The organism is Meridianimarinicoccus roseus, from assembly GCF_003172915.1.
GTDB classification, from domain to species: domain Bacteria; phylum Pseudomonadota; class Alphaproteobacteria; order Rhodobacterales; family Rhodobacteraceae; genus Meridianimarinicoccus; species Meridianimarinicoccus roseus.
Genome location: NZ_QGKU01000044.1, coordinates 1 through 21,762 on the forward strand (window position 1 = coordinate 1; position 21,762 = coordinate 21,762).

Consider the following 21,762-nt stretch of genomic DNA (forward strand, 5'->3'; position numbering starts at 1 on the left):
ATGGCAAAGGCAAAGTTTGAACGGAACAAGCCGCACGTGAACATCGGCACGATCGGCCATGTTGACCACGGCAAGACGACGCTGACGGCGGCGATCACGAAGTATTTCGGCGAATTCCGTGCATACGACCAGATCGACGGCGCGCCGGAGGAGAAGGCGCGCGGGATCACGATCTCGACGGCGCACGTTGAATACGAGACCGAGAACCGGCACTACGCGCATGTGGACTGCCCCGGCCACGCCGACTACGTGAAGAACATGATCACGGGCGCGGCGCAGATGGACGGCGGTATTCTGGTGGTGAACGCGGCGGACGGCCCGATGCCGCAGACCCGCGAGCACATCCTCCTGGCGCGCCAGGTCGGCGTTCCGGCGCTTGTGGTGTTCCTGAACAAGGTCGACCAGGTGGACGACGAGGAGCTTCTGGAGCTCGTCGAGATGGAAGTGCGCGAGCTTCTGTCGGATTACGACTTCCCGGGCGACGACATTCCGATCATCGCGGGCTCTGCGCTGGCGGCGATGGAAGGCCGTGACAACGCGATCGGCGAGGACAAGATCCGCGAACTGATGGCGGCCGTGGACGAGTACATCCCGACGCCGGAGCGCCCGATCGACCAGCCGTTCCTGATGCCGATCGAGGACGTGTTCTCGATTTCCGGCCGTGGTACGGTGGTGACCGGCCGCGTGGAGCGCGGCGTGATCAACGTGGGCGACGAGATCGAGATCGTGGGCATCCGCGACACAAAGAAGACGACCTGCACGGGCGTCGAGATGTTCCGCAAGCTGCTGGATCGCGGCGAGGCGGGCGACAACATCGGCGCGCTGCTGCGCGGTGTGGACCGTGAGGGCGTGGAGCGCGGGCAGGTCCTGTGCAAGCCCGGCTCGGTGAAGCCGCACGCGAAGTTCGAGGCCGAGGCCTACATCCTGACGAAGGAAGAGGGCGGCCGTCACACGCCGTTCTTCGCGAACTACCGCCCGCAGTTCTACTTCCGCACGACGGACGTGACCGGGACGGTGACGCTGGCCGAGGGGACCGAGATGGTGATGCCGGGCGACAACGTGTCGTTCCAGGTGGAACTGATCGCGCCGATCGCGATGGAAGAAAAGCTCCGCTTCGCCATCCGCGAAGGCGGCCGCACCGTCGGCGCCGGCGTGGTGTCGAAAATCCTCGACTGAACAGACCTTCGGGAATGCAAGTGGGGCGCCCGATACTGGGCGCTCCACCTCTCTTTTCCATGCCGCGAAAGGCGACACGACAATGCAAAGCCAAAATATTCGCATCCGGCTGAAGGCGTTTGACTATCGGGTTCTGGACGCCAGTACCCAAGAGATCGTCAATACGGCCAAGCGGACGGGCGCACAGGTGCGCGGGCCCATCCCGCTGCCGAACAAGATCGAAAAATTCACCGTGCTGCGCGGACCCCACGTGAACAAGAAGTCGCGTGACCAGTTCGAGATCCGCACGCACAAGCGTTTGCTCGACATCGTCGACCCGACGCCGCAGACCGTGGACGCGCTGATGAAGCTCGACCTGGCTGCCGGTGTCGATGTCGAGATCAAGGTTTGAGGAGGGCACCCGAGATGTTGCGCTCTGGAGTAATCGCAAAGAAGGTGGGGATGACCCGCCTGTTCATGGAAGACGGCAAGCAGGTCCCGGTGACCGTGCTTCAGCTCGACAACTTGCAGGTCGTCGGCAAGCGCACTGCCGAGACGGATGGCTACACCGCCGTCCAACTGGGCGCGGGCAATGCCAAGGCAAAGCGTGTCAGCAAGCCGATGCGCGGGCATTTCGCGGTCGCCAACGTTGCGCCCAAGCGCAAGCTGGTCGAATTCCGCGTGGCGCCCGAGAACCTGATCGATGTGGGTGAGGAAATCACCGCTGACCATTATTTTGCGGGTCAGTTCGTCGACGTGTCCGGCACCTCGATCGGTAAAGGCTTCGCCGGTGCGATGAAGCGGCACAACTTCGGCGGTCTGCGGGCCAGCCACGGTGTGTCGATCAGCCACCGCGCGCACGGCTCGACCGGCCAGTGTCAGGATCCGGGCAAGGTGTTCAAGGGCAAGAAGATGGCCGGTCACATGGGCGCCGCCCGCGTGACCACGCAGAACCTGCAGGTTGTCCGCACCGATGCCGACCGTGGCCTGATCATGGTCAAGGGCGCGGTTCCGGGTTCCAAGGGTGGCTGGGTCACGATCAAGGACGCGGTGAAGAAACCCTTCCCCGAGAACGCGATCATGCCCGCCGCGCTGAAGTCTGCCGCCGAGGAAGCGAAGCGTCTGGCCGAGGAAGCCGCAGCACAGGCTGCCGCCGAGGAGGAAGCCGCAGCGAAGGCCGCCGCCGAGGAAGCCGCCGCCGCCGAGGAAGCCGCGCTGAAGGAAGCCGAGGCTGACATCGCCGCCGACAAGAAGGACGACGAGGCATGAAACTCGATGTGATCAAACTGGACGGCGAAGCCGCCGGAACGGTCGATCTGGGCGACGACGTGTTCGGTCTGGAGCCGCGTGCGGACATCCTGCACCGCGTCGTGCGCTGGCAGCGCAACAAGGCACAGGCCGGCACGCACAAGGTCAAGACCCGGTCGGAGACCAGCTACTCCACCAAGAAGATCTATCGCCAGAAGGGTACCGGTGGCGCACGTCACGGTGACCGGAACGCACCGATCTTCCGCAAGGGGGGTATCTACAAGGGCCCGACTCCGCGCAGCCACGCGCACGACCTGACCAAGAAGTTCCGCAAGCTGGGCCTGAAGCACGCGCTGAGTGCAAAGGCGCAAGCCGGCAACCTCGTGGTTCTGGAAGACGCTGCACTTGCCGACGGCAAGACCAAGTCGCTCGCGCAGGCGGTCAAGAAGCTGGGCTGGAAGCGCGCACTGGTCATCGATGGCGCCGAGGTGAACGCGAATTTCGCGCAGGCCGCGGCGAACATCGACGGGCTCGACGTGCTGCCGTCCATCGGGGCCAATGTCTATGACATCCTCAAGCGTGACACCCTGGTGATCACGAAAGCGGGTGTCGAAGCGCTGGAGGCGCGCCTGAAATGAGCACCAAAGCAGAACACTACGACGTGATCCGCAAACCGATCATCACCGAGAAGGCGACCATGGCGTCCGAAGCCAATGCCGTCGTTTTCGAAGTCGCGATCGGGGCCAACAAGCCGCAGATCAAGGAAGCGGTGGAATCGCTTTTCAATGTCAAGGTGAAGGCGGTCAACACGACCGTCACCAAAGGCAAGGTAAAGCGCTTCCGTGGCATGCTGGGCAAGCGGCGTGACGTCAAGAAAGCGTATGTGACGCTCGAAGAGGGCAACACGATTGACGTGACCACGGGCCTCTGATAGCCCGCAGCATCTTTCGGCCCCGGATGCGTCCGGGGCCGTGATTTTTCGCAAGACCGCCCGGCAACGGGCATCAACAACGGAAGACAGAAAGCATGGCACTCAAGTCGTACAAACCGACGACGCCTGGCCAGCGCGGGCTGGTTCTGATCGACCGTTCGGAGCTCTGGAAAGGGCGCCCGGTCAAATCCCTCACCGAGGGTCTGACCAAGTCGGGCGGCCGGAACAACACCGGACGGATCACATCACGCCGCCGCGGCGGCGGGGCGAAGCGTCTCTACCGGATCGTGGATTTCAAGCGCACCAAGTTCGACATGTCGGCGGTCGTCGCGCGGATCGAATACGACCCGAACCGGACAGCGTTTATCGCTCTGATCCAGTACGAGGACGGCGAGCAAACCTATATCCTGGCGCCGCAGCGCCTTGCAGTAGGTGACAAGATCATCGCGGGCGCGAAGGTCGACATCAAGCCGGGTAACGCGATGCCGTTCTCGGGGATGCCGATCGGCACGATCGTGCACAACATCGAACTGAAGCCCGGCAAGGGCGGCCAGATGGCCCGCGCCGCGGGTACATACGCCCAGTTCGTTGGCCGCGATGGCGGCTATGCACAGATTCGTCTGTCGTCGGGCGAGCTGCGCCTTGTGCGCCAGGAATGCATGGCCACCGTCGGTGCCGTGTCGAACCCTGACAACTCCAACCAGAACTTCGGCAAGGCCGGTCGCAGCCGCCACCAGGGCAAGCGTCCGTCGGTCCGCGGTGTCGTCATGAACCCGATCGACCACCCGCACGGCGGTGGCGAGGGCCGGACTTCGGGTGGCCGTCACCCGGTCACGCCCTGGGGCAAGCCGACCAAGGGTGCGCGCACCCGAGACAAGAACAAGGCGTCGCAGAAGCTGATCATCCGCTCGCGTCACGCCAAGAAGAAGGGCCGCTAAGTCATGGGACGTTCCGTCTGGAAAGGGCCTTTCGTCGACAGCTACGTGCTGAAGAAGGCCGAGAAGACCCGCGAGTCGGGCAAGAATGAAGTCATCAAGATCTGGTCGCGGCGCTCCACCATCCTGCCGCAGTTCGTGGGTCTGACCTTCGGTGTGTACAACGGCAAGAAGCATATCCCGGTCGCCGTGACCGAGGAGATGATCGGCCAGAAGTTCGGTGAATACTCTCCGACCCGGACCTACTACGGTCACGCGGCGGACAAGAAAGCGAAACGGAAGTAAGTCATGGGCAAGGAAAAGAACCCCCGCCGCGTGGCTGAAAACGAAGCGATGGCAAAGCTGCGCATGCTTCGGACCAGCCCGCAGAAACTGAACCTCGTGGCGCAGATGATCCGCGGCAAGAAGGTCGACAAGGCGCTCGCCGACTTGACCTTCTCGAACAAGCGCATCTCGGACGACGTGAAGAAGTGCCTTCAGTCGGCCATCGCCAACGCCGAGAACAACCACAACCTTGACGTGGACGAGCTTGTCGTGGCCGAGGCCTATGTCGGCAAGAACCTCACGCTCAAGCGCGGTCGCCCGCGTGCGCGTGGCCGCTTCGGCAAGATCATCAAGCCGTTCTCGGAGCTCACCATCAAGGTCCGTCAGATCGAGGAGCAAGCCTAATGGGTAACAAGGTCAACCCCGTCGGCATGCGGCTTCAGGTCAACCGGACCTGGGACAGCCGCTGGTACGCCGATACCAAGGATTACGGGAATCTTCTTCTGGAAGACCTCAAGATCCGCGACTTCATCCATGAAGAGTGCAAGCAGGCCGGCGTCAGCCGCGTGATCATTGAGCGTCCGCACAAGAAGTGCCGCGTAACGATTCATACCGCGCGCCCCGGCGTCATCATCGGCAAGAAGGGCGCGGACATCGAAGTCCTGCGCAAGAAGCTTGCGTCGATGACGGCCAGTGAAGTGCACCTGAACATCGTGGAAGTCCGCAAGCCGGAACTGGACGCGCGTCTCGTTGCCGAGAACGTGGCCCAGCAGCTGGAGCGCCGGGTATCCTTCCGCCGCGCGATGAAGCGCGCTGTTCAGAACTCCATGCGCATGGGCGCGCTCGGCATCCGGCTCAACGTGGCCGGCCGTCTGGGCGGGGCTGAAATCGCACGGACCGAATGGTATCGCGAAGGTCGTGTGCCGCTGCACACGCTGCGCGCCGACATCGATTACGGTTTCGTCGAAGCCACGACCCCCTATGGCATCATCGGGATCAAGGTCTGGATCTTCAAGGGTGAGATCATGGAGCACGATCCCGCCGCGCGTGACCGCAAGGCGCAGGAGCTTCAGGATGGTCCCGCACCGCGCGGCGCAGGCGGCAACCGCCGCGGCGACCGGTAAGGAGAGACTGCAATGCTTCAACCCAAACGCACGAAGTTCCGCAAGCAGCACAAAGGCCGCATTCACGGCCTCGCGAAGGGCGGATCTGACCTGGCATTCGGCACCTTCGGTCTGAAGGCCACCGAGCCGGAGCGCATCACCGCGCGCCAGATCGAAGCGGCCCGCCGCGCGATGACCCGCCACATGAAGCGTCAGGGCCGGGTCTGGATCCGGATCTTCCCCGACGTGGCCGTCACCTCCAAGCCCACCGAAGTCCGGATGGGTAAAGGTAAGGGTTCGGTCGACTTCTGGGCGGCCAAGGTCAAGCCGGGCCGTATCATGTTCGAACTTGATGGCGTGGCAGAACCCATCGCCCGCGAGGCGCTGCGCCTTGCCGCGATGAAGCTGCCGATCAAGACCCGCGTCGTGGTCCGCGAAGACTGGTAAGTCTCCGCAAAAGCAAAAGAACACAGACCCCGCCAAACCGGCGGGGTCTTTCGTTTTGTGATCCGAGGGTCGCTTTGACGGGTCTTGTTGGTCTTGCTCCAAACGCGCTCAGCCCGATGATCGGAGGTGGCGTGCCTGCAATGCCTGTCGCCCGAAGGCGCGGTTTGCGACAGGTGACGAACTTCGTCGCGAAAACGATATGCCATGCCACGCGGTTGTTTCGTCATCGCTTCCGTGCAACTGTTTCAGACAGCGGCAACCCTGCTGCGTATCCTGGGGCGATTAGCGGCCCGCGTCTGTCGCCGTGCGAACGGCAATCCCGGACGCCATATCACGAAAGCCCTCAAAACATGACCATTCTTGCACGACTGACGTTGACAGTCGCCGTTGCCCTGATCTTGTCCACTCCGCCTTTGCTCGCCCAGGAGAAGGGACCGGTCGTTGCCATCATCTCGCATCCGGTCGCGGACTACCCGAAATGGCGCGCGCTCTATGACGAGGTTAAGCCCATGCGCGACGCGGCAGGTCTGATCAGTCAGAAGGTTTTTCGCGCTCCGGGTGATCCCAACATGGTCGTTCTGATCCACGAGTTCGAAACGCTCGAGGGGGCGCAAGCGCTGTTCGCGTCGCCGGAATTGAAAGCGGCAATGCAGGATGCCGGAGTTACCGCGCCTCCGACCGTCATTCTGGGTGTCAGCGCCGACTGACGCCACTCACGCGAATAACGTGCAACACAGGTTTCTCTGGACCGCTGTGGTTACACCTCGACATGGCCATGTGGTCCCGTTATCCCGCAGCCATGTCAGATATCCGGTCCCTGTTCGTCACGAAGCTTTACCGCGCCGCTCTTTCGGAATTCGGACCGGCGGTCAGCGCCTCCGAACTCGAAACGTCCTGCCTGCTCATTGCGGATGATGACGAGGCCGGACAGGATTGGTGCGAGGCGAACGATTATCCCGGCTATACCAGCTATGCGTCGCTGACCGATCTTCCCTGGCGGTTCCCGATCTTCAAGGATCTTGTGGACGTGCTGGACCGTCATGTCGCCGCCTTCGCCGAGGAACTGGCCTTCGATCTCGATGGTCGGCCCCTCAAGCTTGAGGATATCTGGATCAACATCCTTCCCGAGGGGGGTGTGCATGGCTCCCACATCCATCCGCACAGCGTGATCAGCGGCACGACCTACGTCGCCATGCCCGAGGGCACCAGTGCGCTCAAGCTGGAGGACCCGCGCCTCCAAATGATGATGGCGGCGCCATCGCGCCGCAAGGACGCGCCCGAGCCGCTGCGCAGCTTCGTATACCTGCGCCCGGAGGTCGGCGAAGTGCTGCTGTGGGAAAGCTGGCTGCGCCATGAGGTGCCGATGAACATGGCCGAGCAGGATCGCATCAGCGTCTCCTTCAACTACGGCTGGGCCTGACCGCCCTGTTTTCGCGCAGTTTCGGCGGTGCATCTCTGCGTCAAACGCGCTGCGCGCCCCGCCTTTCCCGATAAGGGGTTGCCATGGCGGCGCAGGGGCAGTATGCGGGCCGCTCATCCACGACCTCCACCGGAATCAGGGTGACCCGGCGCATGCGCACAAGGGGCCTACCGGTGACGTTGAACGAAAAGGAAAAGGCGATGGACGCCAAAGACCTGAGAGACAAGACGCCGGACGAGCTGCGCGACCAGCTTGCAAGCCTCAAGAAGGAGGCGTTCAACCTGCGCTTCCAGCAGGCGACTGGCCAGATGGAAAACACCTCGCGCATGCGTCTCGTCCGCCGTGACGTCGCGCGCGTCAAGACGATCCTGAACGAAAAGGCAGCTGCCGCTGCCAGCACGGAGGCCTGATCCATGCCCAAACGCATCCTGTCCGGCACCGTGACCTCTGCCAAGAACGATCAGACCGTGACTGTGTCGGTGGAACGCCGCTTCACGCACCCGGTTCTGAAGAAGACGATCCGTAAGTCCAAGAAATACCGGGCCCATGACGAGGGCAACGTGTTCAAGGAAGGCGACGCTGTACGCATCATCGAATGCGCGCCGCGATCGAAGACGAAACGCTGGGAAGTACTGACCGCCTGAGGTCGTTGCTTTCCGGTTTGATCGAAACCCTGGGGGAGAAGGCAAGATGCCTCCCCAAAGGTCGGGAGAAACCACATGATCCAGATGCAGACCAATCTGGATGTCGCTGACAACTCCGGCGCACGCCGGGTTCAGTGCATCAAGGTTCTGGGCGGGTCCAAGCGGCGCTATGCTTCCGTGGGCGACATCATTGTCGTCTCCGTGAAGGAAGCAATCCCGCGCGGACGCGTCAAGAAGGGCGACGTGCGCAAGGCCGTCGTCGTGCGCACAGCCAAGGAAGTGCGCCGCGAAGATGGCACCGCCATCCGCTTCGACCGCAACGCAGCCGTCATCCTGAACAACAACGGCGAGCCGATCGGCACCCGTATCTTCGGGCCGGTGGTGCGCGAACTGCGCGCGAAGAACTTCATGAAGATCATCTCGCTTGCTCCGGAGGTGCTGTGATGGCCGCGAAACTCCGCAAGGGTGACAAGGTCCGTGTTCTCGCGGGCAAGGACGCCGGCCGGGACGGCGAGATCACGTCCGTCGATCCCAAGGCCGGCAAGGCTGTCGTGGAAGGCATCAACATCGCCATCCGCCACACCCGCCAGTCCCAGAACAGCCAGGGCGGCCGCATCCCCAAGGCGATGCCGATCGACCTGAGCAACCTCGCGCTTCTCGACGCCAACGGCAAACCGACCCGCGTCGGCTTCCGTTTCGAGGACGGCAAGAAAGTGCGCTTCGCCAAATCCACCGGGGAGGCTGTCTGATGCTCGACACCACCGACTACACCCCGCGTCTGCGCGCGCTCTACGATGCCGAGATCAAGGCAAAGATGCGCGAAGAATTCGGCTACAAGAACGACATGCAGATTCCCCGGCTCGACAAGATCGTGTTGAACATGGGTGTCGGCAAGGCCGTTCAGGACACCAAAAAGGTGAAATTCGCACAGGAAGACCTGACGAAGATCGCCGGTCAGCACGCTGTCACCACGCGCGCCAAGAAATCGGTCGCCGGTTTCCGTGTTCGTGAAGACATGCCGCTGGGCACCAAGGTGACCCTGCGCGCCGCACGCATGTACGACTTCCTCGACCGTCTGGTGACTGTCGCGCTGCCGCGCGTCCGCGACTTCCGCGGCGTGAACGGCAAGTCCTTCGATGGCCGTGGCAACTACGCCATGGGTCTGAAGGAGCATATCGTCTTCCCCGAGATCGAATACGACAAGGTGGACGAAGTGCGTGGACTGGACATCATCATCTGCACCACCGCGCCGACCGACGCGGAAGCCAAGGCGCTGTTGAAGCATTTCAACATGCCCTTCAACAGCTGAGCCGCGGGAGAGGTACGACATGGCTAAGAAAGCAATGATCGAACGCGAAAAGAAGCGCCAGGCGCTGGTGGACAAGTATGCCACCAAGCGGGCCGCGCTGAAGGATGTCGCGAACGATGAATCCCGGCCGATGGAAGAGCGTTTCAAGGCGCGTCTGAAGCTGGCCAAACTGCCGCGGAACTCGTCCGCGACGCGTCTTCACAACCGCTGCCAGCTGACCGGCCGCCCGCATGCGTATTACCGCAAGCTTAAGGTGTCCCGGATCGCGCTGCGGGAGCTTGGCTCGAACGGCCAGATCCCCGGTCTTGTGAAATCGAGCTGGTGAGGGAGGTCAGGATATGAACGATCCTCTGGGTGATATGCTGACCCGCATCCGCAACGCGCAGATGCGTGGCAAGTCCACGGTTTCGACCCCGGCGTCCAAGCTGCGGGCCTGGGTTCTCGATGTGTTGGCCGACGAAGGCTACATTCGCGGGTACGAGAAGAGCTTTGACAAGCAGGGTCACGCGACCCTCGTCATCAGCCTCAAGTATTTCGACGGAACCCCCGTGATCCGCGAGCTGCAGCGCGTTTCGACCCCCGGTCGCCGCGTCTACAAGGGCAGCACCGAGCTTCCGCAGGTCCGTCAGGGCCTCGGCGTTTCCATCGTCTCCACGCCCAAGGGCGTGATGTCGGATGCAGCCGCACGAACCGCCAATGTCGGCGGCGAAGTGCTCTGCACCGTATTCTAAGGAGGTCCGGCAATGTCTCGTATTGGTAAAAGACCCGTCGATCTGCCTTCGGGTGTGTCGGCCACGGTGTCGGGCCAGATGGTCGAAGTGAAGGGGCCCAAGGGCACCCGCAGCTTCACCGCGACGGATGACGTGACCCTGGCGATGGAAGACAATGCCATCACCGTCACGCCGCGCGGCAAGTCCAAGAAGGCGCTTCAGCAGTGGGGCATGTCCCGCACGATGGTTGCGAACCTCGTTCAGGGCGTGACCGAAGGCTTCAAGAAAGAGCTGGAAATCACCGGCGTGGGCTACCGGGCTCAGATGCAGGGCAACACCCTGAAGCTGGCGCTTGGCTACAGCCACGACGTGGATTTTCAGGTTCCCTCCGGAGTCACGGTAACCTGCCCCAAGCAGACCGAGATCGTGATCGAGGGATCCGATCAGCAACTCGTCGGCCAAGTTGCGGCCAACATCCGCGAATGGCGTGCTCCCGAGCCGTACAAGGGCAAGGGGATCAAGTACAAGGGCGAGTTCATCTTCCGTAAGGAAGGCAAGAAGAAGTAAGGACGGGCAAATGGCAAACAGTAAACGTGATCTGTTCCTCAAGCGCCGTCTGCGCGTCCGGAACAAGCTGCGGAAAATGGCTGACGGGCGTCCGCGCCTGTCGGTTCACCGCTCCAACAAGAACATCAGCGTCCAGCTGATCGACGATGTGAATGGCGTGACGCTTGTGTCCGCGTCCTCGCTCGAGAAGGATCTGGGCGTCGTTGGCAAGAACAACGTCGATGCCGCCGCCAAGATCGGTGCGGCGATCGCGGAACGCGCCAAGGCGAAAGGCATCGAAGCGTGCTATTTCGACCGTGGCGGCTTCCTGTTCCACGGCAAGGTGAAGGCCCTGGCCGACGCTGCCCGCGAAGGCGGCCTGAAGTTCTGATCTGAAGACCGCGCAGGCAGCCCCTGCTTGGGGCTGTCTCGATGATCGGGGGGCGGCGTCGGAATGCGGCGCATCGCCCACTGCGATCGAAACGGACCGGCGCTGAGCGCCACGATGAAAGGATGCCGCATGGCAAGAGATGACAACCGCCGGGGTGGTGGTCGCGACCGCGACGAGAACCCGGAATTCGCCGACCGCCTTGTGGCGATCAATCGCGTTTCCAAGACGGTGAAGGGCGGCAAGCGTTTCGGCTTTGCTGCGCTCGTCGTGGTGGGCGACCAGAAGGGCCGCGTCGGCTTCGGCAAGGGTAAGGCCAAGGAAGTCCCCGAGGCGATCCGGAAGGCAACCGAACAGGCACGCCGCAACCTGATCCGCGTGCCGCTGCGCGAAGGCCGCACGCTGCACCATGACGTCTACGGCCGTCACGGCGCTGGTAAAGTCATCATGCGCACCGCGCCGCAGGGGACGGGCATCATCGCTGGCGGTCCGATGCGCGCCGTGTTCGAGATGCTGGGCGTTCAGGACGTTGTGGCGAAGTCGCAGGGCTCGCAGAACCCGTACAACATGATCCGCGCGACCCTTGACGGTCTGCGCAATGAGTCCAGCCCCCGGATGGTCGCGCAGCGTCGCGGCAAGAAGGTGGCCGACATCCTTCCCAAGCGTGACGACGCCCCGGCAGAGCAAAGCCAGGTCGCCGAAGACGCTGGCGCATAAGGGGACCTGACAGATGGCCAAGACAATCGTCGTCAAGCAGATCGGCTCGCCGATCCGCCGCCCCGCCAAGCAGCGCGCTACGCTGGTGGGCCTCGGGCTGAACAAGATGCACAAGACCCGCGAGCTCGAGGATACCCCCTCGGTGCGCGGTATGGTCAATTCGATTCCGCATCTCGTGGAAATCATCGAAGAGCGCGGCTGAACCGCCCGCGCCATTCGACAGGAAAAGCGCCCTTCGGGGCGCTTTTTTGTTGTCCGCCGCCCCGCACTCGGTCTGGCGAGAGGCGAAGCCCGGTTTCGCCGCGCGCCTGACTATCGCGCCAAGGCCCGTCAGCGGGCCAAACCCTGCGGCGGCCGGTTCGGCGAAAATCGAGTCAAATCCCGTGTCGGCCGGTTCAGCGCCGCCTACTGCGCCAAAACCCGGAGACATCGGTGATGCCGAGGCTGCGGGGCGCTGGTCAGGCGCGCTGCGTGGAGGACGCTACTGGCCAACGGCTTCCGGTGACACTGCCCGGCGGCTGGTTGGCGAACAAACAGGTTGGGAAAACGCTTTCCCGGTGGATGCGATCGGTATAATGTTAACGAAAGGTTAACGAATGTCCCGGGAGAAATCATGAAAAATCTTGCCACAGCGGCCCTTTATCTTTGCCTTGTCGCCGGAGCAGCGCAGGCCACCACCGTCCATGACGAAGCCACGGACGGGGACTTGCCCGGAATTCTCGGTGCCATCGGATCGGCAGCCAATGTGGATCTTGGTTTGCTTCCGGCCGGTGTGTCGACCGTGATCGGAACGATCGACGCAGGGACGCTTGGCGGTCCGGTCGATGACGGCCCGGATGAATTCGATGTCGTGACCTTCTCCGTGGCCGGAAATTTCTCGGTCGATATCACTGATGTGTCGGGGAATGTCGGCGGCGCGCTTTACGGCGATGGCGGAGGGTGCTGTTACACCTTCCTCGGGAGCGGAGGGTTCTCCATCGGCGCAACGACAGATGTTTTCGCGTCGCTAGGTGTGCTTGGCGCAGGTGTCTATGCGTTCTCCATCGTTCCCTCGGGCAACCTGGGCCAGCACGGTTACAGCTTCTCGATCAATGTCGCCTCTTCGGTGGATGCGCCGGTCCCGCTTCCTGCGGGAGTTGTGCTGTTGGCGACCGGGCTGGGCGGCCTCGGACTTGCGTCGCGCCGCCGCAAGGCACACCGGACCCGCAGCGAGGTGTAGCAGGGCTAAGCCGCGCGTCGCTCCGAGGTGGTGGGGCAACGCTGCCGACGGATGTCGATGCCGCCTTTCTGCCGCGGGGGCGTGGCTGCAGCACGCCCTTGATCCCGGCGCGGAACACTCCTATACGCCCCGGATGGTCCCAAGGGGCCAGAATCAATCACATGCCGTGGCTGCCCCGCACCGTCGCTGGTTGGGCACGTCCGGCCAAGGAGACAAGCGACATGAAACTTCACGAACTTCGCGACAACGCGGGCGCGGCCAAAAAGGCCAAGCGCATCGGCCGCGGTCCCGGCTCCGGCAAGGGCAAGATGGGTGGCCGTGGTATCAAGGGTCAGAAATCCCGTTCGGGCGTTGCGATCGGCGGTTACGAAGGCGGCCAGATGCCGCTCTATCAGCGTCTTCCCAAGCGCGGCTTCAACAAGCCGAACCGCAAGGCTTTCGCGGTTGTGAACCTCGGGCTGATCCAGAAATTCATCGACGCCGGCAAGATCGACGCCACCAAGCCGGTGGACGAAGATGCGCTGGTCGCCTCGGGTCTCGTGCGCCGCAAGCGCGACGGCATCCGCGTGCTGGCCAAGGGCGAAGTGACCTCGGCCGTGACGCTGACCGTGACCGGCGCCAGCCAGTCTGCCGTGGACGCGGTGGCGAAGGCCGGTGGCTCGCTGACGGTCACAACCGCGGCGGCTGCCGAGTAAACGGTTGTTCGCGGCGTCCGCGCCGCTTACATCCTGCACAGGTTTTCCAGCGCCGCCGACCGGAAACCGGTTCGGCGGCGCTCGCATGAAAGAGACAACGCATGGCATCAGCTGCGGAACAAATGGCCGCCAATATGAGCTGGGGCGCCTTCGGCAAGGCGACCGAGCTCAAGCAGCGCATCCTTTTCACTCTCGGGCTGCTCATCGTGTACCGGGTCGGCACCTACATCCCCGTGCCGGGCATCGATGGCAACGAACTGCGTGCCTTTATGGACCAGGCGGCCACCGGGATCGGCGGCGTGCTGAACATGTTCACCGGCGGCGCGATTTCCCGCATGGGTATCTTCGCGCTGGGGATTATGCCGTATATCTCGGCCTCGATCATCGTCCAGCTTCTCGCCGCCATGTGGGCGCCGCTTCAGCAACTGAAGAAAGAAGGCGAGCAGGGCCGCAAGAAGATCAACCAGTACACCCGCTACGGCACTGTGCTTCTTGCGACCTTCCAGGCCTACGGTCTTGCCGTCAGCCTTGAATCCGGCGGGCTGGCCACGGATCCGGGCTGGTTCTTCCGCATCGCCTGCGTCATCACGCTGGTCGGCGGTACGATGTTCCTGATGTGGCTGGGCGAACAGATCACCGCGCGCGGCATCGGCAACGGCATCTCGCTGATCATCTTCGTTGGCATCATCGCGGAAGTTCCCGCTGCCTTGGCGCAGTTCTTCGCCTCGGGCCGGTCCGGCGCGATCAGTGTGCCGGTGATCATCGGCGTGCTGCTGATGGTGGCGCTGACCATTATCTTCGTGGTGTTCATGGAGCGCAGCCTGCGCAAGATCCATATTCAGTATCCGCGCCGCCAAGTCGGGATGAAGGTCTATGACGGCGGCTCGTCGCACCTGCCGATCAAGGTGAACCCGGCGGGCGTGATCCCGGCGATCTTCGCCTCGTCGCTGCTGTTGCTGCCGACCACTCTGGCGACCTTCTCGCACTCGCAGACCGGCCCGGTCATGTCCACGATCCTAGCCTATTTCGGGCCAGGCCAGCCGCTTTACCTGCTGTTCATGACGGCGATGGTCGTTTTCTTCACCTATTTCTACACGTTCAACGTGGCCTTCAAACCCGAGGACGTGGCGGACAACCTGAAGAACCAGAACGGCTTCATTCCCGGCATCCGTCCCGGCAAGCGGACCGAGGAGTATCTCGAATACGTGGTCAACCGCGTGCTTGTGCTTGGTTCCGCCTACTTGGCCGTTGTCGTGCTGTTCCCTGAGATCCTGCGCAACCAGCTTGCCATCCCGTTCTACTTCGGCGGCACCTCCGTGCTGATTGTGGTGTCGGTGACGATGGACACGATTCAGCAGATCCAGAGTCACCTTCTGGCGCACCAGTATGAAGGCTTGATCGAGAAGTCGAACCTGCGTGGGAAGAAGCGCAGTCCCAAGAAAGGCGGCCCGGCCCGCCGCTGAACCGGGCAAGGCGGCCAAGTGCCGCCCGCCCTTGTCCATACGACGCGTGCGCGCTACGCTTCTAGGTAATCGCGGGATCGATTGATCCGCGCCCAAGGCCGCAGCCACACCGTGCCCCAAGGGCATCGGTAACCCTACGCCAATTGCGCCTTGACGCGCCCAGAGAATCCCAATACGCGAACATCTCCCGGTAAGAATCGCTCGTCTTGCAGCCTTTGAGTTGCGTAGTCAGTAGCGGCTTCGAATCGGACAGTATCTCATTGGCGGCGGTCGGGCTGCGTCCGGCCAATGTTGTGAAAAAAGGTTCTGGGGTTACGGAACCGCAACGAAAGGACGAACGACTTGGCACGTATTGCCGGCATCAACCTGCCGACCCAGAAACGGGTTCCCATCGCGCTTACCTATATCCATGGCATCGGTCCCTCGGCGGCACAAAGCATCTGTGACGCCACCGGGATCGAATCCAGCCGTCGCCTGAACGAGCTGTCGGATGCCGAACTGCTCGCCATCCGCGAACATATCGACGCGAACTTCACGGTCGAAGGCGACCTGCGCCGCGAAGTGCAGATGAACGTCAAGCGCCTGATGGACCTCGGCTGCTATCGCGGCCTGCGTCATCGCCGCAACCTGCCCGTGCGCGGTCAGCGCACCCATACCAATGCCCGCACCCGCAAGGGCCCGGCAAAAGCCATTGCCGGCAAGAAGAAATAAGGGAGGGCACAGAGAATGGCACGCGATACCCGCCGCACAGCCGGCAAGAAGAAAGAACGCAAGAACATCGCCGCCGGCGTTGCGCATGTAAACTCGACGTTCAACAACACGAAGATCCTTATTTCGGACGTCCAAGGCAACGCGATTGCCTGGTCCTCCGCCGGCACGATGGGCTTCAAGGGCTCGCGCAAGTCGACGCCCTACGCCGCGCAGCTGGCCGCCGAAGACGCGGGCCGCAAGGCGCAGGATCACGGCGTGAAAACGCTGGAAGTCGAAGTGCAGGGCCCCGGGTCGGGCCGTGAAAGCGCGCTGCGCGCGCTGGCCGCCGTTGGCTTCAACATCACCTCCATTCGTGATGTGACGCCGATCGCGCATAACGGCTGCCGTCCGCCCAAGCGTCGCCGCGTCTGACAGACCGACACGCAAAGTGGGTCGCGGCTTCGGGCGCGGCCCGCTTCGTCATTTTTCCTCGGGTGTTTGCAGCTTCGGACATGGGCCGCAAACGAGCATGGAGGCGACACGCATGATCCAGAAGAACTGGCAGGAACTCATCAAGCCGACGCAGCTTGTCGTGAAGCCGGGCAATGACCCGACACGGCAGGCCACCGTCGTCGCCGAACCGCTGGAACGCGGCTTCGGCCTGACGATGGGCAACGCGCTTCGGCGGGTGCTGATGTCCTCGCTGCAGGGCGCTGCCATCACCAGCGTGCAGATCGACAACGTGCTGCACGAATTCTCGTCCGTCGCGGGCGTCCGCGAGGACGTGACCGACATCGTCCTGAACCTCAAGGGCGTCGCGCTGCGCATGGACGTGGAGGGACCCAAGCGGGTTTCGATTTCGGCCAAGGGGCCGGGGCTGGTCACCGCGGGCGATATCTCCGAAACGTCGGGCATCGAAGTGCTGAACAAGGATCACGTGATCTGCCATCTCGACGATGGCGCCGACGTGTTCATGGAACTGACGGTCAACACCGGCAAGGGCTATGTCTCGGCCGACAAGAACCGCCCCGAGGATGCCCCGATCGGGCTCATTCCGATCGACGCGATCTACTCCCCGGTGCGGCGCGTCAGCTATGACGTGCAGCCGACCCGCGAGGGGCAGGTGCTTGATTACGACAAGCTGACGCTGAAGCTGGAAACCGACGGCTCCGTGACGCCAGATGACGCCGTGGCCTATGCCGCGCGCATCCTTCAGGACCAGCTGCAGATCTTCGTCAACTTCGACGAGCCGGAACCCGCACGCGGCGAGGCCGAGGATGACGGGCTGGAGTTCAACCCGCTCCTCCTGAAGAAGGTGGACGAGCTGGAACTGTCGGTCCGTTCGGCAAACTGCCTGAAGAACGACAACATTGTCTATATCGGTGATCTGATCCAGAAAACCGAAGCGGAAATGCTGCGCACGCCGAACTTCGGCCGCAAGTCGCTCAACGAGATCAAGGAAGTGCTGTCCGGCATGGGCCTGCACCTCGGCATGGATGTCGAGGACTGGCCGCCGGAGAACATCGAAGACCTGGCCAAGAAGTACGAAGACCAGTTCTGAGACGACTTTTCGGGCCGCGCACCCCGCGCGGCCCGGCACCACCGGGCATCCCGCCCCAAGGAGAGCGGCTGACACGCATCGGCTGCCGGACAAAGCAAAACCGCCCGTAGAGGGCAATATCGGAGAAAAACCATGCGCCACGCACGCGGATACCGCCGCCTCAACCGTACCCATGAACACCGCAAGGCCCTTTGGGCCAACATGGCCGGCTCGCTGATCGAACACGAACAGATCAAGACGACGCTGCCCAAGGCCAAGGAACTGCGCCCGATCATCGAGAAACTGATCACACTGGGCAAGCGCGGCGACCTTCACGCCCGCCGTCTGGCCGCCAGCCAGCTGAAGCAGGACGCTTATGTCGCCAAACTGTTCGAGGTGCTCGGCCCGCGCTACAAGGATCGTCAGGGCGGCTATGTGCGTGTCCTGAAAGCCGGTTTCCGTTACGGCGACATGGCGCCGATGGCGATCATTGAATTCGTGGACCGCGACGTTGATGCAAAGGGCGCCGCCGACCGCGCCCGGCTTGATGCCGAGGAAGCCGCCGCCGAGGATTGATCCCCGGATCGCCTCAATTCCGAAGGGCTGGCCGTTGGGCCGGCCCTTTTGCTTTTGTCCCATCCGCCCCGTAGATTGCGCCCATGGCCGACCTGTTCAACACCGAGGGCCCGCCGCAGGCGGGCAGCCGCCAGCGCCCGCTGGCAGACCGGCTGCGTCCGGCGACCCTGTCCGAGGTGATCGGTCAGGACGCCGTGCTGGGGCCGGACGCGCCGCTGGGCGCCATGCTGGCATCCGGGCACCTGTCCTCGCTCGTACTCTGGGGTCCGCCCGGCGTCGGCAAGACAACGATCGCGCGGCTGCTCGCGGCCGAAACGGATCTGCATTTCGTTCAGATCAGCGCGATCTTCTCGGGCGTTGCCGAACTGCGCAAGGTCTTTGCGGCAGCCGCCGAACGGCGCGAGGCAGGCAGCGGTACGCTGCTGTTCGTGGATGAAATCCACCGCTTCAACAAGGCGCAGCAGGACAGTTTCCTGCCGCATATGGAAGACGGTTCCATCGTGTTGGTTGGCGCCACGACCGAGAACCCGTCGTTCGAACTGAACGCGGCGCTTCTGTCGCGGGCGCAGGTCGTCGTGCTGTCGCGGCTCGACGCCGCCGCTCTGGCCGACCTTGCCGCGCGGGCCGAGGCGCTGACCGAAACGCCGCTGCCGCTTGTGCCGGAGGCGCGTCAGGCGCTGATCGACATGGCCGATGGGGATGGGCGCGCGCTGCTGAACCTGATCGAGGCGGTGCAAGGCTGGCAGGTCGATGCGCCACTCGACACCGCTGCACTGTCGGCGCGGCTGGCGCGGCGCGCGGCGCAGTACGACAAGTCCGGCGACGCACACTACAATCTGATCTCCGCGTTGCACAAATCGGTGCGCGGGTCCGACCCTGATGCCGCGCTCTATTGGTTTGCGCGGATGCTGGAAGGGGGCGAGGATCCGCGCTACCTTGCGCGCCGCCTGACCCGCATGGCGGTGGAGGACATCGCGCTCGCCGACCCGCAAGCGCAGCGCGTGTGCCTTGATGCGTGGGAAAGCTATGAAAGGCTGGGCAGCCCGGAAGGCGAACTGGCGCTGGCGCAGGCGGTGATTTATCTCGCGCTCGCACCCAAGTCGAACGCGGGCTATGTCGCCTACAAGGCGGCGCGCAGGGCCGCGCGGCAGACCGGGTCGGCGCCGCCGCCGAAGCATATCCTGAACGCGCCCACCGGGCTTATGAAAGACCAGGGCTATGGTGCGGGCTATGCCTATGACCACGACGCCGAGGATGGATTCAGCGGTCAGAACTACTTTCCCGACGCGATGGCGCGGCCGGGCTTTTACCAGCCGGTGGAACGCGGCTTCGAACGGGACCTTGCCAAGCGGCTGGACTATTTCGAACGGCTCCGCGCGCGGCGGGGACAGAGTTGACAAGCCTGTGCGCAGGCGAAAGGAACGGACGATGAATGGATGGACTGTGGCACAGGTGGCCGCCGGAGGCGCGCTTGGCGCGTCTGCACGCTATGCCGCCGGGGTGGCGGTGATGCGTGCCTTCGGGCCGGGCTTCCCGCTGGGCACGCTACTGTGCAACGTGGCCGGATCGTTCCTGATGGGGCTGCTCGTGGTCACGCTGGCGCATTTTGGCGGCACCCGTTTCGCGCCTTTCCTGGCCATCGGCGTGCTGGGCGGTTTCACCACCTTCTCAAGCTTTTCGCTGGACGCCGTGACGCTGCTGGAACGCGGCGCGACAGGGCAGGCGGCGGGCTACGTGTTCGGCTCCGTACTGCTGTCGATCGGGGCGCTGTTCGCCGGGCTGGCTGCGGCGCGGGCGGTGCTTGCATGAGCGGCGTGCAGACCCTCACCGTCGGCGCGGACGAAAGCGAACAGCGGCTCGACCGCTGGTTCCGCCGCCATTTCCCCCATGTCAGCCAGGGCCGGGTGGAAAAGCTGTGCCGCAAGGGCGAGATCCGGGTCGATGGCGGTCGGGTGAAGGCCGCCACGCGCATCGGGCCGGGGGCGCAGATCCGCATCCCGCCGCTGCCCGATTCCGCCGCGCCGGAACCGGACCGCGCGCCGCGCGTGTCGGACGCGGACGCCGCGCTGATCCGTGCCTGCGTGATCTATCGCGACGAGCATATCATTGCGCTGAACAAGCCGCCGGGCCTGCCCAGCCAGGGCGGCAGCGGACAGACGCGCCACGTGGACGGACTGGCCGAAGCGCTGCGCGACGGCAAGCCGGACAAGCCGCGCCTCGTGCACCGGCTCGACAAGGACACCTCGGGCGTTCTGCTGCTGGCGCGCACGCAGACGGCGGCCACCGACCTGACCCGCGCCTTCCGCGCCCGGTCCACCCGCAAGATCTATTGGGCCGCCGTCGCCGGCGTGCCGCATCCGCAGATGGGCACCGTGCGCTACGGGCTGGTCAAGGCGCCGGGACATGGTGCCAAGGGTGAGGGCGAGAAGATGATCTGCCTGCATCCCGATGAGGTAGCGGGCACCGAAGGGGCGAAGCGCGCCACCACCGATTATGCCGTCCTCTCCGCGCTGGCCAAGCGCTGCGCCTGGGTCGCACTCGTGCCGGTTACCGGGCGCACCCACCAGTTGCGCGCGCACATGGCCGAACTGGGGCACCCGATCATCGGGGACGGCAAGTACGGCGGTTCGGGGCAGGAGAATCTCGGCGACGGCTGGGGGGCGCAACTGGGCGGTGAAATCTCGCGCAAGCTGCACCTCCATGCCCGCCAGATCGCCATCACCCACCCGGTCACCGGTGCGCGGTTGCTGATCACGGCGCCGCTGCCCGATCACATGGCACGCACCTGGGCCGCCTTCGACTGGCACGCTGCCGACGTGCCCGCCGACCCGTTCGACGAAGACGCCTGAAAACAAACGGAAACCTCGACATGAGCGAATGGACACAGCGCCGGTTTTGGACCACGGCGGATATCGCGCCCGAAGCGGGAGGGCACGGCATCCGGCTGGACGGCCGTGCGGTGCGCACCCCTGCCAAGGCGCCGCTGGTGGTGCCGGGTGCCGCGTTGGCCCGCGCCATCGCCGCCGAATGGGATGCCCAGACAGGGGTTATCGACCCGAATACCATGCCGCTGACCCGGATCGCCAATTCCGCCATCGACAAGGTCACGCCGCAGCGGGCCGAGGTGGCGGAACTGCTGGCCGCTTACGGTGAAAGCGACCTTCTGTGTTACCGCGCCGACGGGCCCGAAGAACTGGTCGCGCGGCAGGCGGCGGGCTGGGATCCGCTGCTGGCCTGGGCCGAAGATACACTGGGCGCGCCGCTGCTCACCGCAGTGGGGGTGATGTTCATCCCGCAACCGCCCGCCAGCGTGGAGGCGCTGCGCCGCCGGGTGACGCCGCTCGATCCGTTCGACCTCGCGCCGTTCCACGATCTCGTGGCGCTGACCGGCTCGCTGGTGCTGGGGCTCGCGGCGCTGCACGGTCAGCAGCCGATTGAAGACCTCTGGGCGCTGAGCCGGATCGACGAGACCTGGCAGGCAGAACAATGGGGCGATGACGAAGAGGCCGCGCAGGCCGCCGCCGTCAAGGCTGCCGCGTTTTCCGATGCTGCCCGGTTCTACGCCCTGCGACAGGCGGGCTGAGCCGCGCCACACCCGCATTTGGTGAAATCGTGCGCGGCCCCCGGTTTCGCGGGGCTGCGACGCGCCCTTTTTTGCGCCACATGAGAAGAATCGCGGCGATTCTTTCACCCGTGCCGGGATTCTCCGGTGCGGTAAGGGTTGACGAGTCTGCGCGCTTTTGCCCAACTTTGCAGCAGCAC

At 63.9% G+C, this 21,762-nt stretch carries 34 protein-coding genes; all 34 read left to right on the forward strand.

The window, feature by feature from the left end; translation table 11 throughout:
• Positions 1–1,176 (forward strand): elongation factor Tu (tuf, locus tag DKT77_RS13860; RefSeq protein ID WP_109812287.1); only part of this gene is annotated, 1,176 nt, incomplete at its 5' end.
• A gap of 82 nt (positions 1,177–1,258) precedes the next feature.
• On the forward strand, positions 1,259–1,567 hold the full coding sequence (rpsJ, locus tag DKT77_RS13865; RefSeq protein ID WP_007792792.1) for a 30S ribosomal protein S10: 309 nt from the start codon (positions 1,259–1,261) through the stop codon (positions 1,565–1,567).
• 14 nt (positions 1,568–1,581) lie between these two features.
• Positions 1,582–2,424, forward strand: coding sequence for a 50S ribosomal protein L3 (rplC, locus tag DKT77_RS13870; RefSeq protein ID WP_109812288.1), 843 nt, complete (start codon positions 1,582–1,584; stop codon positions 2,422–2,424).
• Entirely contained in the window at positions 2,421–3,041 is a 621-nt protein-coding gene (gene rplD, locus DKT77_RS13875) for a 50S ribosomal protein L4 (RefSeq protein WP_109812289.1), read from the forward strand. Before rplC ends, rplD begins: the two co-directional genes overlap by 4 nt.
• Positions 3,038–3,334 (forward strand): 50S ribosomal protein L23, encoded by a 297-nt coding sequence (locus DKT77_RS13880; protein WP_109812290.1) that lies wholly within the window; start codon positions 3,038–3,040, stop codon positions 3,332–3,334. The genes rplD and DKT77_RS13880 overlap by 4 nt, the downstream gene beginning before the upstream one ends.
• A 95-nt stretch (positions 3,335–3,429) precedes the next feature.
• Positions 3,430–4,272 (forward strand): 50S ribosomal protein L2, encoded by an 843-nt coding sequence (rplB, locus tag DKT77_RS13885; RefSeq protein WP_109812291.1) that lies wholly within the window; start codon positions 3,430–3,432, stop codon positions 4,270–4,272.
• Positions 4,273–4,275: 3 nt separating this feature from the next.
• Positions 4,276–4,554: a 30S ribosomal protein S19 gene (gene rpsS, locus DKT77_RS13890; RefSeq protein WP_109812292.1), complete on the forward strand. Its 279-nt coding sequence runs from the start codon at positions 4,276–4,278 to the stop codon at positions 4,552–4,554.
• A 3-nt stretch (positions 4,555–4,557) separates the two neighbouring features.
• The gene (gene rplV, locus DKT77_RS13895) at positions 4,558–4,938 is read left to right on the forward strand and encodes a 50S ribosomal protein L22 (RefSeq protein ID WP_109812293.1); all 381 of its coding nucleotides are present in this window, start codon (positions 4,558–4,560) and stop codon (positions 4,936–4,938) included.
• A complete protein-coding gene (gene rpsC, locus DKT77_RS13900; RefSeq protein ID WP_109812294.1) occupies positions 4,938–5,657 on the forward strand; it encodes a 30S ribosomal protein S3 in 720 nt (239 codons plus the stop codon). The genes rplV and rpsC overlap by 1 nt, the downstream gene beginning before the upstream one ends.
• A gap of 12 nt (positions 5,658–5,669) precedes the next feature.
• Entirely contained in the window at positions 5,670–6,083 is a 414-nt protein-coding gene (gene rplP, locus DKT77_RS13905) for a 50S ribosomal protein L16 (RefSeq protein WP_109812295.1), read from the forward strand.
• A gap of 350 nt (positions 6,084–6,433) precedes the next feature.
• Positions 6,434–6,790, forward strand: coding sequence for an antibiotic biosynthesis monooxygenase (locus tag DKT77_RS13910; RefSeq protein ID WP_109812296.1), 357 nt, complete (start codon positions 6,434–6,436; stop codon positions 6,788–6,790).
• A 92-nt stretch (positions 6,791–6,882) separates the two neighbouring features.
• Positions 6,883–7,503 carry a TIGR02466 family protein gene (locus DKT77_RS13915; RefSeq protein WP_109812335.1) on the forward strand — a complete coding sequence of 207 codons (621 nt, stop codon included), beginning with the start codon at positions 6,883–6,885 and terminating at the stop codon, positions 7,501–7,503.
• 200 nt (positions 7,504–7,703) lie between these two features.
• Entirely contained in the window at positions 7,704–7,913 is a 210-nt protein-coding gene (gene rpmC / locus DKT77_RS13920) for a 50S ribosomal protein L29 (RefSeq protein WP_109812297.1), read from the forward strand.
• 3 nt (positions 7,914–7,916) lie between these two features.
• Positions 7,917–8,147 (forward strand): 30S ribosomal protein S17, encoded by a 231-nt coding sequence (rpsQ, locus tag DKT77_RS13925; RefSeq protein ID WP_109812298.1) that lies wholly within the window; start codon positions 7,917–7,919, stop codon positions 8,145–8,147.
• A gap of 75 nt (positions 8,148–8,222) precedes the next feature.
• Positions 8,223–8,591, forward strand: a complete 369-nt coding sequence (gene rplN / locus DKT77_RS13930; protein ID WP_109812299.1) for a 50S ribosomal protein L14 — start codon at positions 8,223–8,225, stop codon at positions 8,589–8,591.
• Complete coding sequence (gene rplX / locus DKT77_RS13935; protein ID WP_109812300.1) at positions 8,591–8,896, forward strand: 50S ribosomal protein L24; 306 nt, start codon at positions 8,591–8,593, stop codon at positions 8,894–8,896. The genes rplN and rplX overlap by 1 nt, the downstream gene beginning before the upstream one ends.
• On the forward strand, positions 8,896–9,456 hold the full coding sequence (gene rplE, locus DKT77_RS13940; RefSeq protein WP_109812301.1) for a 50S ribosomal protein L5: 561 nt from the start codon (positions 8,896–8,898) through the stop codon (positions 9,454–9,456). Before rplX ends, rplE begins: the two co-directional genes overlap by 1 nt.
• A gap of 19 nt (positions 9,457–9,475) precedes the next feature.
• Positions 9,476–9,781, forward strand: a complete 306-nt coding sequence (gene rpsN, locus DKT77_RS13945) for a 30S ribosomal protein S14 (RefSeq protein ID WP_109812302.1) — start codon at positions 9,476–9,478, stop codon at positions 9,779–9,781.
• Between the two features lie 13 nt (positions 9,782–9,794).
• Positions 9,795–10,187 (forward strand): 30S ribosomal protein S8, encoded by a 393-nt coding sequence (rpsH, locus tag DKT77_RS13950; RefSeq protein WP_109812303.1) that lies wholly within the window; start codon positions 9,795–9,797, stop codon positions 10,185–10,187.
• Positions 10,188–10,199: 12 nt separating this feature from the next.
• Positions 10,200–10,733, forward strand: a complete 534-nt coding sequence (gene rplF, locus DKT77_RS13955) for a 50S ribosomal protein L6 (protein ID WP_109812304.1) — start codon at positions 10,200–10,202, stop codon at positions 10,731–10,733.
• A gap of 10 nt (positions 10,734–10,743) precedes the next feature.
• A complete protein-coding gene (gene rplR / locus DKT77_RS13960; protein ID WP_109812305.1) occupies positions 10,744–11,103 on the forward strand; it encodes a 50S ribosomal protein L18 in 360 nt (119 codons plus the stop codon).
• 129 nt (positions 11,104–11,232) lie between these two features.
• Positions 11,233–11,817 carry a 30S ribosomal protein S5 gene (rpsE, locus tag DKT77_RS13965; RefSeq protein ID WP_109812306.1) on the forward strand — a complete coding sequence of 195 codons (585 nt, stop codon included), beginning with the start codon at positions 11,233–11,235 and terminating at the stop codon, positions 11,815–11,817.
• Positions 11,818–11,830: 13 nt separating this feature from the next.
• Complete coding sequence (rpmD, locus tag DKT77_RS13970; RefSeq protein ID WP_050931352.1) at positions 11,831–12,019, forward strand: 50S ribosomal protein L30; 189 nt, start codon at positions 11,831–11,833, stop codon at positions 12,017–12,019.
• A gap of 411 nt (positions 12,020–12,430) precedes the next feature.
• Complete coding sequence (locus DKT77_RS13975) at positions 12,431–13,036, forward strand: VPLPA-CTERM sorting domain-containing protein (RefSeq protein ID WP_109812307.1); 606 nt, start codon at positions 12,431–12,433, stop codon at positions 13,034–13,036.
• Between the two features lie 221 nt (positions 13,037–13,257).
• On the forward strand, positions 13,258–13,731 hold the full coding sequence (gene rplO / locus DKT77_RS13980; RefSeq protein ID WP_109812308.1) for a 50S ribosomal protein L15: 474 nt from the start codon (positions 13,258–13,260) through the stop codon (positions 13,729–13,731).
• A gap of 101 nt (positions 13,732–13,832) precedes the next feature.
• Entirely contained in the window at positions 13,833–15,194 is a 1,362-nt protein-coding gene (gene secY / locus DKT77_RS13985; RefSeq protein WP_109812309.1) for a preprotein translocase subunit SecY, read from the forward strand.
• Between the two features lie 342 nt (positions 15,195–15,536).
• Positions 15,537–15,905, forward strand: coding sequence for a 30S ribosomal protein S13 (gene rpsM / locus DKT77_RS13990; protein WP_109812310.1), 369 nt, complete (start codon positions 15,537–15,539; stop codon positions 15,903–15,905).
• A 15-nt stretch (positions 15,906–15,920) separates the two neighbouring features.
• The gene (gene rpsK, locus DKT77_RS13995; RefSeq protein ID WP_109812311.1) at positions 15,921–16,316 is read left to right on the forward strand and encodes a 30S ribosomal protein S11; all 396 of its coding nucleotides are present in this window, start codon (positions 15,921–15,923) and stop codon (positions 16,314–16,316) included.
• Positions 16,317–16,428: 112 nt separating this feature from the next.
• Positions 16,429–17,445 (forward strand): DNA-directed RNA polymerase subunit alpha, encoded by a 1,017-nt coding sequence (locus DKT77_RS14000; protein WP_109812336.1) that lies wholly within the window; start codon positions 16,429–16,431, stop codon positions 17,443–17,445.
• A 132-nt stretch (positions 17,446–17,577) separates the two neighbouring features.
• Entirely contained in the window at positions 17,578–18,000 is a 423-nt protein-coding gene (gene rplQ, locus DKT77_RS14005; RefSeq protein WP_109812312.1) for a 50S ribosomal protein L17, read from the forward strand.
• An 83-nt stretch (positions 18,001–18,083) separates the two neighbouring features.
• On the forward strand, positions 18,084–19,397 hold the full coding sequence (locus DKT77_RS14010; protein ID WP_109812313.1) for a replication-associated recombination protein A: 1,314 nt from the start codon (positions 18,084–18,086) through the stop codon (positions 19,395–19,397).
• A 31-nt stretch (positions 19,398–19,428) separates the two neighbouring features.
• The gene (crcB, locus tag DKT77_RS14015) at positions 19,429–19,809 is read left to right on the forward strand and encodes a fluoride efflux transporter CrcB (protein ID WP_109812314.1); all 381 of its coding nucleotides are present in this window, start codon (positions 19,429–19,431) and stop codon (positions 19,807–19,809) included.
• Entirely contained in the window at positions 19,806–20,849 is a 1,044-nt protein-coding gene (locus DKT77_RS14020) for an RluA family pseudouridine synthase (protein ID WP_109812315.1), read from the forward strand. Before crcB ends, DKT77_RS14020 begins: the two co-directional genes overlap by 4 nt.
• A 20-nt stretch (positions 20,850–20,869) precedes the next feature.
• The gene (locus DKT77_RS14025; protein ID WP_109812316.1) at positions 20,870–21,583 is read left to right on the forward strand and encodes an ATP12 family chaperone protein; all 714 of its coding nucleotides are present in this window, start codon (positions 20,870–20,872) and stop codon (positions 21,581–21,583) included.
• Positions 21,584–21,762: the final 179 nt, after the last annotated feature.

Excerpts from the sequence above, each read along its gene's own strand:
- rplP (WP_109812295.1), top strand. The coding sequence starts at position 5,670 with ATGCTTCAACCCAAACGCACGAAGTTCCGCAAGCAGCACAAAGGCCGC.
- rplB (WP_109812291.1), top strand. The coding sequence starts at position 3,430 with ATGGCACTCAAGTCGTACAAACCGACGACGCCTGGCCAGCGCGGGCTG.
- rpsQ (WP_109812298.1), top strand. The coding sequence starts at position 7,917 with ATGCCCAAACGCATCCTGTCCGGCACCGTGACCTCTGCCAAGAACGAT.
- rpmD (WP_050931352.1), top strand. The coding sequence starts at position 11,831 with ATGGCCAAGACAATCGTCGTCAAGCAGATCGGCTCGCCGATCCGCCGC.
- DKT77_RS13915 (WP_109812335.1), top strand. The coding sequence starts at position 6,883 with ATGTCAGATATCCGGTCCCTGTTCGTCACGAAGCTTTACCGCGCCGCT.
- DKT77_RS13880 (WP_109812290.1), top strand. The coding sequence starts at position 3,038 with ATGAGCACCAAAGCAGAACACTACGACGTGATCCGCAAACCGATCATC.
- rpsC (WP_109812294.1), top strand. The coding sequence starts at position 4,938 with ATGGGTAACAAGGTCAACCCCGTCGGCATGCGGCTTCAGGTCAACCGG.
- rpsJ (WP_007792792.1), top strand. The coding sequence starts at position 1,259 with ATGCAAAGCCAAAATATTCGCATCCGGCTGAAGGCGTTTGACTATCGG.
- crcB (WP_109812314.1), top strand. The coding sequence starts at position 19,429 with ATGAATGGATGGACTGTGGCACAGGTGGCCGCCGGAGGCGCGCTTGGC.
- rplN (WP_109812299.1), top strand. The coding sequence starts at position 8,223 with ATGATCCAGATGCAGACCAATCTGGATGTCGCTGACAACTCCGGCGCA.
- rplC (WP_109812288.1), top strand. The coding sequence starts at position 1,582 with ATGTTGCGCTCTGGAGTAATCGCAAAGAAGGTGGGGATGACCCGCCTG.
- DKT77_RS14025 (WP_109812316.1), top strand. The coding sequence starts at position 20,870 with ATGAGCGAATGGACACAGCGCCGGTTTTGGACCACGGCGGATATCGCG.
- rpsE (WP_109812306.1), top strand. The coding sequence starts at position 11,233 with ATGGCAAGAGATGACAACCGCCGGGGTGGTGGTCGCGACCGCGACGAG.
- rplD (WP_109812289.1), top strand. The coding sequence starts at position 2,421 with ATGAAACTCGATGTGATCAAACTGGACGGCGAAGCCGCCGGAACGGTC.
- DKT77_RS13910 (WP_109812296.1), top strand. The coding sequence starts at position 6,434 with ATGACCATTCTTGCACGACTGACGTTGACAGTCGCCGTTGCCCTGATC.
- DKT77_RS13975 (WP_109812307.1), top strand. The coding sequence starts at position 12,431 with ATGAAAAATCTTGCCACAGCGGCCCTTTATCTTTGCCTTGTCGCCGGA.
- rplF (WP_109812304.1), top strand. The coding sequence starts at position 10,200 with ATGTCTCGTATTGGTAAAAGACCCGTCGATCTGCCTTCGGGTGTGTCG.
- rpsN (WP_109812302.1), top strand. The coding sequence starts at position 9,476 with ATGGCTAAGAAAGCAATGATCGAACGCGAAAAGAAGCGCCAGGCGCTG.
- rplE (WP_109812301.1), top strand. The coding sequence starts at position 8,896 with ATGCTCGACACCACCGACTACACCCCGCGTCTGCGCGCGCTCTACGAT.
- rplR (WP_109812305.1), top strand. The coding sequence starts at position 10,744 with ATGGCAAACAGTAAACGTGATCTGTTCCTCAAGCGCCGTCTGCGCGTC.
- rpsS (WP_109812292.1), top strand. The coding sequence starts at position 4,276 with ATGGGACGTTCCGTCTGGAAAGGGCCTTTCGTCGACAGCTACGTGCTG.
- rpsH (WP_109812303.1), top strand. The coding sequence starts at position 9,795 with ATGAACGATCCTCTGGGTGATATGCTGACCCGCATCCGCAACGCGCAG.
- DKT77_RS14010 (WP_109812313.1), top strand. The coding sequence starts at position 18,084 with ATGGCCGACCTGTTCAACACCGAGGGCCCGCCGCAGGCGGGCAGCCGC.
- rplV (WP_109812293.1), top strand. The coding sequence starts at position 4,558 with ATGGGCAAGGAAAAGAACCCCCGCCGCGTGGCTGAAAACGAAGCGATG.
- rplX (WP_109812300.1), top strand. The coding sequence starts at position 8,591 with ATGGCCGCGAAACTCCGCAAGGGTGACAAGGTCCGTGTTCTCGCGGGC.
- rplO (WP_109812308.1), top strand. The coding sequence starts at position 13,258 with ATGAAACTTCACGAACTTCGCGACAACGCGGGCGCGGCCAAAAAGGCC.
- DKT77_RS14000 (WP_109812336.1), top strand. The coding sequence starts at position 16,429 with ATGATCCAGAAGAACTGGCAGGAACTCATCAAGCCGACGCAGCTTGTC.
- rplQ (WP_109812312.1), top strand. The coding sequence starts at position 17,578 with ATGCGCCACGCACGCGGATACCGCCGCCTCAACCGTACCCATGAACAC.
- secY (WP_109812309.1), top strand. The coding sequence starts at position 13,833 with ATGGCATCAGCTGCGGAACAAATGGCCGCCAATATGAGCTGGGGCGCC.
- rpmC (WP_109812297.1), top strand. The coding sequence starts at position 7,704 with ATGGACGCCAAAGACCTGAGAGACAAGACGCCGGACGAGCTGCGCGAC.
- DKT77_RS14020 (WP_109812315.1), top strand. The coding sequence starts at position 19,806 with ATGAGCGGCGTGCAGACCCTCACCGTCGGCGCGGACGAAAGCGAACAG.
- rpsK (WP_109812311.1), top strand. The coding sequence starts at position 15,921 with ATGGCACGCGATACCCGCCGCACAGCCGGCAAGAAGAAAGAACGCAAG.